This window comes from Roseivirga sp. UBA1976, from assembly GCF_002336325.1.
Taxonomy (GTDB): Bacteria; Bacteroidota; Bacteroidia; order Cytophagales; family Cyclobacteriaceae; genus Roseivirga; species Roseivirga thermotolerans.
The window spans coordinates 1-10,328 of the sequence record NZ_DDDQ01000018.1 but is presented as its reverse complement, the minus strand read 5'-3'; the positions used below and the strand labels follow the sequence as shown (position 1 = coordinate 10,328).

Annotated in this window: 9 protein-coding genes and 2 pseudogenes; 1 reads left to right on the top strand and 10 read right to left on the bottom strand. The window is 42.3% G+C overall.

Annotated elements, in window-relative coordinates; all coding sequences use genetic code 11:
- The 6 genes and pseudogenes from B3763_RS01615 to moaA all read right to left on the bottom strand — a co-directional run.
- A pseudogene (locus B3763_RS01615) lies at positions 1-396 on the bottom strand (hypothetical protein); the annotation flags it as partial.
- A gap of 19 nt (positions 397-415) precedes the next feature.
- Positions 416-562: pseudogene (locus B3763_RS01610) on the bottom strand (cyclic pyranopterin monophosphate synthase MoaC); the annotation flags it as partial.
- Positions 563-688: 126 nt separating this feature from the next.
- On the bottom strand, positions 689-937 hold the full coding sequence (locus B3763_RS01605) for a LexA family protein (protein WP_286742936.1): 249 nt from the start codon (positions 935-937) through the stop codon (positions 689-691).
- A 71-nt stretch (positions 938-1,008) separates the two neighbouring features.
- A complete protein-coding gene (moaC, locus tag B3763_RS01600) occupies positions 1,009-1,482 on the bottom strand; it encodes a cyclic pyranopterin monophosphate synthase MoaC (protein WP_286742934.1) in 474 nt (157 codons plus the stop codon).
- Positions 1,483-1,485: 3 nt separating this feature from the next.
- Positions 1,486-2,682: a molybdopterin molybdotransferase MoeA gene (locus B3763_RS01595; RefSeq protein WP_286742932.1), complete on the bottom strand. Its 1,197-nt coding sequence runs from the start codon at positions 2,680-2,682 to the stop codon at positions 1,486-1,488.
- 39 nt (positions 2,683-2,721) lie between these two features.
- On the bottom strand, positions 2,722-3,708 hold the full coding sequence (moaA, locus tag B3763_RS01590; protein ID WP_286742930.1) for a GTP 3',8-cyclase MoaA: 987 nt from the start codon (positions 3,706-3,708) through the stop codon (positions 2,722-2,724).
- 43 nt (positions 3,709-3,751) lie between these two features.
- Here moaA and B3763_RS01585 point away from each other — a divergent pair, with 43 nt between their 5' ends.
- A complete protein-coding gene (locus tag B3763_RS01585) occupies positions 3,752-4,723 on the top strand; it encodes an XdhC family protein (protein ID WP_286742928.1) in 972 nt (323 codons plus the stop codon).
- Here B3763_RS01585 and B3763_RS01580 read toward each other — a convergent pair.
- From B3763_RS01580 to B3763_RS01565, 4 genes are all read right to left on the bottom strand, one after another.
- Entirely contained in the window at positions 4,720-6,075 is a 1,356-nt protein-coding gene (locus B3763_RS01580; protein ID WP_286742926.1) for a M23 family metallopeptidase, read from the bottom strand. The genes B3763_RS01585 and B3763_RS01580 overlap by 4 nt on opposite strands.
- 176 nt (positions 6,076-6,251) lie before the next feature.
- On the bottom strand, positions 6,252-6,677 hold the full coding sequence (locus B3763_RS01575) for a response regulator (protein WP_189631207.1): 426 nt from the start codon (positions 6,675-6,677) through the stop codon (positions 6,252-6,254).
- Entirely contained in the window at positions 6,670-8,154 is a 1,485-nt protein-coding gene (locus B3763_RS01570; RefSeq protein ID WP_286742922.1) for a PAS domain-containing sensor histidine kinase, read from the bottom strand. Before B3763_RS01570 ends, B3763_RS01575 begins: the two co-directional genes overlap by 8 nt.
- Before the next feature lie 350 nt (positions 8,155-8,504).
- A complete protein-coding gene (locus tag B3763_RS01565) occupies positions 8,505-9,338 on the bottom strand; it encodes a hypothetical protein (protein WP_286742919.1) in 834 nt (277 codons plus the stop codon).
- Positions 9,339-10,328: the final 990 nt, after the last annotated feature.

Genomic DNA, 10,328 nt, shown 5'->3' with positions numbered 1-10,328 from the left:
TGGTCTGCTTGGGTGCTGAGAAAGTTCGGTTATTTCTTGAAAGCTTTGGCCGTAGTTATCGCTTACAAAAAGGGCAGCCGGTTCGGTGCCTATATAGAGTTTCAGAGCACTGTTAATGTAAGTGGACTGTATAGTCCAGATCGACCTGACTGTCTCATTTTGGTTCAATTCATGGCGCGGAACAGCCACTTCTTCAAAGCTTTTTCCTTCATTTCCAGATAAATACAGTTTGCTTCCCCAGTGTTTGTGATTTATAGCGACCCACCAGTTACCTTCTTCATCGGCATGAAATGCACCGACCGGCAGACCTACAAAAGCTAAGTCAGTCAATGTCCATTTCCCATCGGTTGGAGCATAAATAATAAGTCCTTTGTCTGTTGCAGCCACTAACTTCATATGCGTTTCTATTTACTGCTTATGGCTTGTTAAAATCGGACTTTCCGCCAGTTTTGTGAATGAGGCGTGTTTCCTTAATGACTATTTCATGAGAGAAGGCTTTGCACATGTCATATACGGTTAGGGCAGCTACTGAAGCTCCTGTCAAAGCTTCCATTTCCACTCCTNNTGGCGACACCCCAAGATAAATTTGCCTATAATATATCAAGAGTATCTCAGATTTTCTAGGTCCTTCATAACTATAATGCTAGAATAACACAAATTTCATTACCATAATAATAGTGTGTAGTATTCAAAGTGAAGATACCAATTTTACATCATAGCTTTTGGGAAGTTTTTTTGTTATTTCCATTGCTCTGGCTTTATGTTTCAAACGCTTTATAAAACCTCTTTGTTCAAGGCTAGTGATTAATCGATGAATGCCTGATTTTGATTTTAAATTTACTGCCTCTTTCATTTCTTCAAATGAGGGAGATATGTAATTTTTTGATATATACTTAGTTAAAAAATCGTATAACTCTTTTTGTTTTTTAGTTAACATAATTATGTTCTATATATGTTCTCTAAATGTTTCAATAATTTTCTCATTTTTATAAGTTTTCTAGGGTTTTTTTACCTCTTATAATTCTTTTTACCTCCTTTTTTTGATAATAATTTAATCTTTTCAATAATTATTGATTTATCAATACTTTTACACATATCATAAATGGTAAGAGCACAAATGGACACAGCAGTCAAAGCTTCCATTTCCACTCCTGTTTTGCCGGTGCATCGTGCCTCACAAGTTATTTCAACTAATAGAGGTGTAGCCAGTTGAATTTGAATATCTACTTTATTGAGGTTTAATTGATGGCACAAGGGTATAAGCTCATAGGTTCGTTTTGCGGCCTGTATTCCGGCTATAATAGCGGTTTGAAACACAGGGCCCTTGAGGGTTTTAATTTCTCCGTCTTTAATGTGTTCCTTCATCTCTGAAGGTAACTGTATCAGGCTTTTGGCAATGGCTGTGCGCTGGGTATCGTTTTTAAGGCCCACATCAACCATGGCAGGTTGTTGATCTCGTATATGTGAAAAATCCTTTTTCATAAGCTAGTTTCTAATAGGAAGGTAGGGATATGATTCCCCGCTTTTAAATTGGTTTTTGTTTTCGGGCAATACCAGAAAACCATCGGCTTGGATCATATTTGCAAAATCGCCTGATCCGTTGCCTTTAAAGGTTGTAGCCCTGACGGTACCGTCTGATTTATGTTCGAGTGAACATTCGATGAAATAAGTTAGCTCAGGAGCGAACTCCAAATCATGCGTGAGTATGGCATGGGGGAGGTTTGCCTGAATTTTAAGGCTGCAGTTTACCCAATGCCTAATGTATACCAGAGCGCAAACAAAGGATGACACCGGATTGCCGGGAAGAGCAAATACTGTATTGCCCTTACTGTGAGTGCCAAACCAGAAGGGCTTTCCGGGCCTTTGTTTCACCTTGTGGAAGTGTTTTGTTACTCCTAACTCTTCGAGTACTTCCGGCAGATAGTCGAACTTTCCTCTCGATACTCCACCGGTTAAAACAATTAATTTATAACTTTCTAATATGGATGATATTCGTTTGATCATCAGATTTTTATCGTCTGCGATGTGAAATTGGTCTACTTCAATTCCTAGATCGTTAAGCAAAGACTGAACTCCATAATTGCTCGATCGTCTTACCTGGTGCTCTTTGGGAACATCTCCAATATCAACCAGTTCATCACCGGTAGTTATAATGGCTGCCTTGGGCATTTTCAATACCTCTAAGGCCTTAAGTCCAACAGCTGCTGCTACAATTAATTCCGGATGACTTATTCTTTTGCCACTGTCCACTACAATTTCACCAGCTTGCTTGTCGCTACCTTTAAAATGAATGTTTTGCCTGGCCTGAACATTATCGGCCTGAATGGTGGCTACTCCATTTTCGATGCTAAGGTCTTCATAGCGAATTACCGTATCCAATCCTTGAGGCATAATTGCCCCTGTCATTATCTGAACACATTTACCGGGAATATGGAGCGTTTGTTTGGGAGTGCCCGCACCAATGGTTTGATGTATGGTAAATGCTCTCTGGCCATTGGCAAAGTCAGTGAAGTTAATGGCAATACCATCCATGGTTACTCTGTCGTAAGGAGGCAAATCCCTGTCGGCAAGTATTGGAGAGGCGAGTATTCTTCCTGTAGCCTCTTGCAAGGCCACTTTTTCTTTGGCTGGCTCAAAAGGGTACTTAGCAATTGTATCGAGTGCCTGTTGATAGCTGATCATACCTAAGTATCGTATTAAAATCTGATTTAGAAAATTAGACTATCCGCCAATGGTAGCCATAGACTCAAAACTAGCAGATTGCTCCTTATTCTGTTCTGCCTCAAAACCATTCTTTGCTCTTCGTCCAAAATGCTCTCTAAACTTAGCCTGCAGGTCTTTGTCTGTGGCTCCTGCTCTCATATAGTCTCTAAAACTAAAACCTCCATTCTGGTAGAGGCAGGTTTTTAGCTCGCCTTTTGGGGTGATTCTTATACGGTCGCAGGTAGCACAAATGGCTCTGGAATACGCTGGAATAACGCCAAAACTACCGGCATATCCGGGTGCTTTATAGTTGTATGAGGTAGAACTGCTGTGATCATCCAACCGCAAGGCCTGCGGGTGCTTGTTCAAAATATGGTGCAAAATCTTTTCATAGTTCCATTTAATTTTTTGATAGCCTTTACTGCCACCATTGAACGGCATCTCTTCTATAAATCGTACACTCACAGAATGCTTTTCAGTTAGGGCAACCATCGGTAGTATATCTTCCAGATTATGCTCTTCCATAACTACCGCATTGATTTTAGTTCTTAGCCCCTGGTTCATTAACTCTTCAAAATAGCTCCATACTTTGTCGAATTCGTTTCTGCGCGTAATTCTTGCAAAGCGCTCAGGATTCAGACTATCAAGGCTAAGGTTAACCGCATGAATGCCCAGTGCCTTCATTTGAGCAATGGTTTCAACAGGAGCTGTTCCATTAGTAGTTATACTCAGTTGCTTTATACCTTTTATGGCCTTTAGCTCGCGCATAAAGTAAACGAGGTCTTTTCTAACAAAAGGCTCGCCCCCGGTGAGCCTTACCTTGTCGATGCCCAAGCCGGCCAAAATGGCAACCAACCGAAGCATTTCTTCATAGCTTAACAACTGGTTTTTGGAGCTCCAGGGAAGACCTTCTTCCGGCATACAGTAGAAACAGCGCAAATTGCATCGCTCGGTTACTCCCAATCGGAGGTATCTTAAAGGCCGCCCATGATTATCGACAAGCAAATTATTTATATTGAGGTTTGTTTAGTCCTTTCAAACGTCAGTCATGACCGACATTGTTTCAAGATTAAGAGAATTAGTTGAAAATAGAAAGCGCTTTGCCATTGCCAGGGTCATACAAACCTGGAGGAGTTCTCCACGGCCGGTCGGGTCGGCCATGCTTGTAACGGAAGATGGTACAATGACTGGATCGGTGAGTGGTGGTTGTGTAGAAAGTGCCGTGGTGGCAAAGGCCCTGGATGTTTTGAAACACAACAAGGCAGTAGTGGCCGACTTTGGAGTGGCCGATGACGAAGCCTGGGAGGTAGGTTTGAGTTGCGGGGGAGCCATAAAGGTGCTTATTCAGTCAGGAGATTCTATTGATTGGGAAGTTATTCTCAATGCTTTGGAGAGTAATGTGGCATTGGCTTGGGTAACTAACCTGAACAATGGTTATGCTAATGCGTTTTACTCGGCACAAGATGGGAGCGATGAGGTAAAGCAGGCCTTGGAACAAAGACAACACTTCTTTGCTGATGAGCAATGGTTTATCCATGTTTTCCCTCCCCGGTTGCGGATGCTACTCATTGGATCAGCGCACATAAGCACGGAACTTTTGGTATTGGCGCAACTGCATGATTTTGAAACACTTTTAATTGATCCGCGCGATACTTTTGTGCGTAAGACGGAGCGTATCATTAAGCCTGACCGGTTGGAGGTAAAATGGCCTCAGGAGGTACTGCCAACGCTGAAACTAGACCGTGATTGCTTTGCGGTGATACTATCTCACGACCCGAAGATTGACGATGAGGCATTGAAATTATTGCTGCCTTCTGAGGTGCGTTACATTGGTGCATTGGGAAGCAAAAAGACACATGCCAAAAGAGTAGAAAGGCTAAAAAGTATTGGCTTTACAGAAGCCGACTTGGCTAGAATAGATGCTCCCATTGGTATTGATATCGGTTCGCAGACTCCCAGAGAAATAGCCCTAAGCATAATGGCCGCTATTATTAAGACCAAGAACAACGGTGCAGGCTAGTTTTTATCGGCTACTATTTTTCCCGATTGTCCTTCTGGTCTGGAGCCTATCCATCCTATTTTACCAGTATTGGTTTCTACCAAAAGAAACTGTTTGTTCTTGCCCAGCACTTTATATTGTTCATCAACCAGAAGCAAATCGGTTGTAGTAACAGGGTCAGGTTTCGCCATTAGGGCCATTTCTGACTTTATTACTCCTCTGGAGATTGGTGTATTCAATGTAAGTAATTGATTTCTGGGTATATATCCGGTTCTACCATCGGGGAGCTCAATCTTGCAGCGAGCAGCATTGAGAGCCAAAACCCTGGCTACCTGATTGCGCTCAAGCGTTTCCTGAGCTCTTTGGCTTTTTACATCAGCATAAAAAGGCACTTGCGTTTTCATTCGCATAGTTTCTCCCAGCCAGTCCAAATCGCGGTGCACCACTTTAATACTCCCGTCTATTGGCTTTAAATGATTAATTGGATTCATGGCCCCACGAGAATAAACACCAAAGTGCAAGTGAGGGGGGGTGGTGCGGGCATTACCGGTATTGCCAACGAAACCAATGGTGTCGCCTGCCTTTACCCGGTCGCCTCGCTTCACATTCCAATCGCTCAAATGGGCAAAGTAGAGGCTTTGAGGATTGTGATGGTCTTCCAACCAGATCACCTTGCCTCCAATTCCCCGTTCATCGGCCACTTTTATATACCCATCGGTGGGGGCTATTACGGGTGTGCCGATTGGTGCAAAAATGTCTACTCCTTCATGGCTTCTTGCTCCGCCATCTCGTGGATCTCCCCATACACTGCCAATGGATTTATAGTTGAGCCCGGCCACTGGAAAAGAAAGGGTTGGCACACTTTCGAAAGTAATTTTAAAACTTCCTCCCCTCAATAATTCGGTTTGAAAGCGAAGTACATATTCGGAGTCTTTACGGGGTTCGAAGCCTAACACATGATGGGTGCTATCGGCCGTAGCTACATGAACCATTGAAGATTTTTCTACCCTAAACAAATCGATAAACAAACTGAGGCTGTCTACTGCAAGATCTTGAAGCGAAATTTGAATTTTCTGACCACGCTTGGCCTCAAACCGATAGCCAATGGCCTTGGCTGCCTTATCGTCTACAAAAAAGGCCTCCTCATACGGAAGGTCTATATACAATGGCTTTTCAAGAGCTTCTTTGGCAGAGTTTTGCCAATCTTTGCCCAAAGCTGTATGAAGAAGGTTAGCTCTTTCTAGGGCTTTTTCGTATGCTTCATGGTCGTTTCTGGGAATAAAAGGTTCCGGAATTTTCTCTTCCTGGCATGATGCAATGGCCGCTAAAATGGCAGCCACAAGCACATAATTACGCAATTGCTTAAATCGCATACTGTGATTTTGAGTTTCGACTGGTGTTGGTTTGTCATACATTGACCAATAATCCACTGGGTTTTGGCCAAATGATCTTAATTACTGCCAAACGCAAGAATATGTTGCGTTGGTATGCCTATTCACTAAAAATATTTTCGGAGAGTAACGGAAAAATGGCAGGAGCAGCGGTGTGGTTATTGTTCTTGAGGCAGTTTGCAGGTATAGACCCAATAGTTCATGAATGTTTCAATGGCTCTTGAGTAATCACCCAGATCGCCAGGCTTCACCACATAGCCGTTGGCAGCCTGGCTAAAGGCATCTTTAATGTCGCGCTGGTTGTCACTGGAGCTAAACATTACGGTAGGTATGAACTTGAGCCGTTGTTCTTTCTTAATCAAGTTGAGTAACTCAAAACCTGATATTTCCGGCAGGTTGATGTCGAGAATAATAAGGTTGGGAAAATGAGACTTTGTTTGCTTTAATCGGTGAAGATAGCTTTTGGCCGACTGACCATCTGAAACTACCGTAAGCTCAACCTTATCATCGATAAACTCTTTAAAAAGGTTGATGTCGGCCAAGCTGTCTTCTACATACAATATTCTTGTTTTGTGATCATACATTTGTGCTTTCCTTTAAGTGTTTACTGATTGTGAATTTGAATGTAGAACCTTTGGGTTCGTTGGCTTCAATCCAGATTTCTCCCTGATGTTTTTCTACAATTCGCTTGCAAATGGTGAGCCCCATTCCCGAACCTTTTTCGTCATCGGTGGTGCGCAGGCGTCTAAAAATTTCGAATACCTCTTTTCTGCTTTTCTTCGGTATACCCACTCCGTTATCACTCACCGAAAACTGCCAGGCATTGATAGTTTCTTTAACGGCTATTCGAATAAGGGGCTTTTCTTCTGATTTGAATTTTATGGAGTTGGCAATGAGGTTGATGAAAAGGCGCGATAATAAGATATGTGAACCAACCAAACTAGGCATGTTTTTGTCATAGACTAACTTGGCTTGGCTTTTGGCTATTCTCGACTGTAATTGCGAGCACACGTTTTCTAAAACCTCATTCATGTCTACCTCTTTATAGGGAAACTCACTGGAATTGAGACGGCTATAGTTCAGCAAGTCTTCAGTGAGCTGAATGGAATGTTTTGCGCTCGATTTGATGAACTCGAAGTATTGACGGGCTTTATCGTCCAGCACATGGCTGTACCTCATTTCAAAGAGTTGCACATAATTATCGATAGTCCGTAAGGGCTCCTTGAGGTCGTGTGAGGCTATGTAAGCAAAGTTTTCCAGTTCCATGTTAGACCGTTTGAGCTCCCGGTTGTTTTCTTCCAGTTTCGTCTGCAGCGACTTGAGCTCAGTAATTTCTCTACTTATTGTAACTAGTTCAGTAGGCTTCTGGTTTTCATCCAGCAAAGTTTTAGTAATGGTATCCAGCCAAATTATCGTTCCGTCTTTCCTTTTAGCCTCATATTGTGTGCGAATAAGATCGTTGCCTGCTAGTGCCTGTTCATGAAGATTTTGCCTCACTTGCTCTAAATGATCTTCCTTAATAAACTCGTAAGGGTCGCGGCCTATCAGTTCGTCTGGACGATAACCCGTTATGCGTATCGAAGATGGCGAAACCGACTTATAGCGGCCGTCCAGTTCGTGCCGGCATATGAGTTCGCTGGTATTATCGTGAAGTACCCGATAATTATAGGCAAGGTCGTCTAGCTCGTGTTGAACTCGCCTTACTTCGGTGAGATCTTTTACGGTGGCCACAAAATACTGGACTTCACCTTCATCGTTCTCAATGGGCGAGGGGTTGACTAACACGGGAAACCTGACACCGGATTTTCTTACAAATATGAGCTCGAAGTTTCTGAACTTGCCTTCCATGGTTTCTCCAAGGGCTTTCATAATGGTGTCCAGCTCTTCTTCGGGCCAATAAATGTGTGGTGGAGAACTTTTTAGTAGTTCTTCTTTAGTAAACCCGGTAATGGTGGCCATAGCCTTGTTTACCCAAACGTGCTTTCCTTCTTTATCGATGATTGATATGCCATCGCTTAAGTTTTCCAGTACGGTTTTGAAGGTAGATACCTTTGAGAGCATGCAGTCGAAAAGTTTATGCTGATTGAAATGGATTGAAATAGTGAAAGTCTGTGTGTTTGGTTATTGTTTTCGATATTCCGGTAATAGCCTCAGGAATAAACGCACGAAGTGATTCATTCTCCCAGGCGCTGGTTTTACGCATTCAGAAGAATTATAAGCCTTCTGAAATATCAACTAACAATTTAAAAATAAAGAGAATTTTTTTGAAATAACCTATTGTGGGTAGGCTGTTTTTAAGGACAATATAAAAACAGATGCTATCTGAGGCATAAAATTCTTGATAATACAACCTGTGTACAAAACCCAAAACATGGGGAGATATTGGGCTTTTAAGGAACTAGGTAAGGTGCCTATTCAAAACGGTCGTAGTGACCATTGAGCCATTTCCAAAAGCGAACGATTGGGTTTTTAGTTCTTTTTGCTTCAACAGGTTTTTGCGGCTGGGCTTGAGACGGCACAGACTTAACATTTTTCTTTTTCTTCTTTTTGGGAGCTTTTTCTGAAGACTTATTTTTCAGCTTTTCCTCGTAGTGCTTTTTACGCAGTTCTTTCAGTCGCTTTTCTTCCTCCTCTTTCTTTTTGCGTTCCAGATACTCGGCTTTCTTTTTCCGAGCCTCCACGGGATTTCTGTTGTTTCTGGATTTTGGTTTTCTCTTTTTATCCGTATACCGCTGACGGGCTCCTTTTTCGTCAATGGTGTTTGTCTTGCCTGTGGCCTGGCTTGATTCTTTCGTTGTCTCTTGCTCAGGCTTTGTTTTTGGTTTGGGTTCCGGCAGGTCAATTTTACCCACTACTTTCAAACCTTCCAGCTCGGGCTTTTCTACCTTAAAGCTTTCGAGAGACCGGGTTTTTTCACTGAATTCGTTTTCGAGAGTAATCACCTTGGGCCGGAGAGACTCCACATATTCCGGTTTTTTAGCTTCGGTAACTTTCTCCTTATCTTCTTTTTGAACGCTTTCTTCTGTAGTTTCTGGCTTCTCAGTCTTTTGAGGAGTTTCCGTAGGCATCTCCGTACCGGCAGGCGTGGCAGATTTAGGAGCAAAATGCGAAGTAAGAAAGGCCAACTCTTCTTCCTGAATCTTTATGTTCGGATGGTTATTTACCTCCCTAAAATGTTCCTTCAGTACTTTAACTATGACTGATGAATCTACCTCAAGTTTTCTGGAGAGTTGTCCGAGTCGCATGCCGTTGGAATTTATGGCTGCGAATATAAAGAACTCGTTTTCAAGATGCTAGTGACCAATTGTAATTCGATGTAGGACCCGTGCCGTCCTATGTTTTCTTTTGTTTTCAGTCCCCTCCAATTCATGGATAGCACTTCTATGCCTTTTCGTACAGCCAAATGGGCAGCACACTATGAACTATGATGCAGTTAACTGTTTTTTCAAAATTCTCTTTGATCTAAAAAATAAACCCTTCACTTTTGGGCAAGATGAAACGAGTAAGCACTATCCAAACCATTATTACCATTGTGGTGACACCGCAATAAGGGGAGGATATTGTTCAAAATATATGATACGAAGCCTTCCCGAAACGGAAGGCTTTTTTGTTTTAGTGCCATTATTCAGCGGGTGCCCAATTTCCAGAGACTTCTGGCCGGGATCACCAAAGAATCTCCAAATGCCTTGCACTTAGCAGGAGATTCTTCGGTAGCACATTCCTGATGAACATGAGAATGTTCTCCCTCTGAATGACTCGGTACGGGAACATTGAACATAAAATATGAAACAGTTAAACTCAATTATTACAGTAGTCATTATTACCGGCCCATCGGGGTGAGGGAGCGACTTCTGTATGCAGTATTGAAGGCCTTTCTCACCCCGTGAGAGAGGCCTTTTTATTTGGCGTTCTCCTGAATCTATCTGTCAACTGGCAAGCTTATTTCCGGAATTGCCGAATAAATGCCTTATCGCTCAGCCTTGTCTTGGCAGGTAGGCTTTAGGATTAGGAATAGATGAGATTAGTGAGAGACTTAAAACTGTAAAAGCATTAGTGTAAGTACTTGAAAAACAATTAAATAAAGTAGCAATTGTTTGAATTGAAAACTGTAGTAAAACGGAATTTAGGGCTGCAACAGGTAGCTCAAACCAATAATTTCAAAATGTAGAAACATGTATTACAACGACCAGACAACGATTTTTTTAGATGGCCAGTGGTTAAAGGCTGGAGAAGCC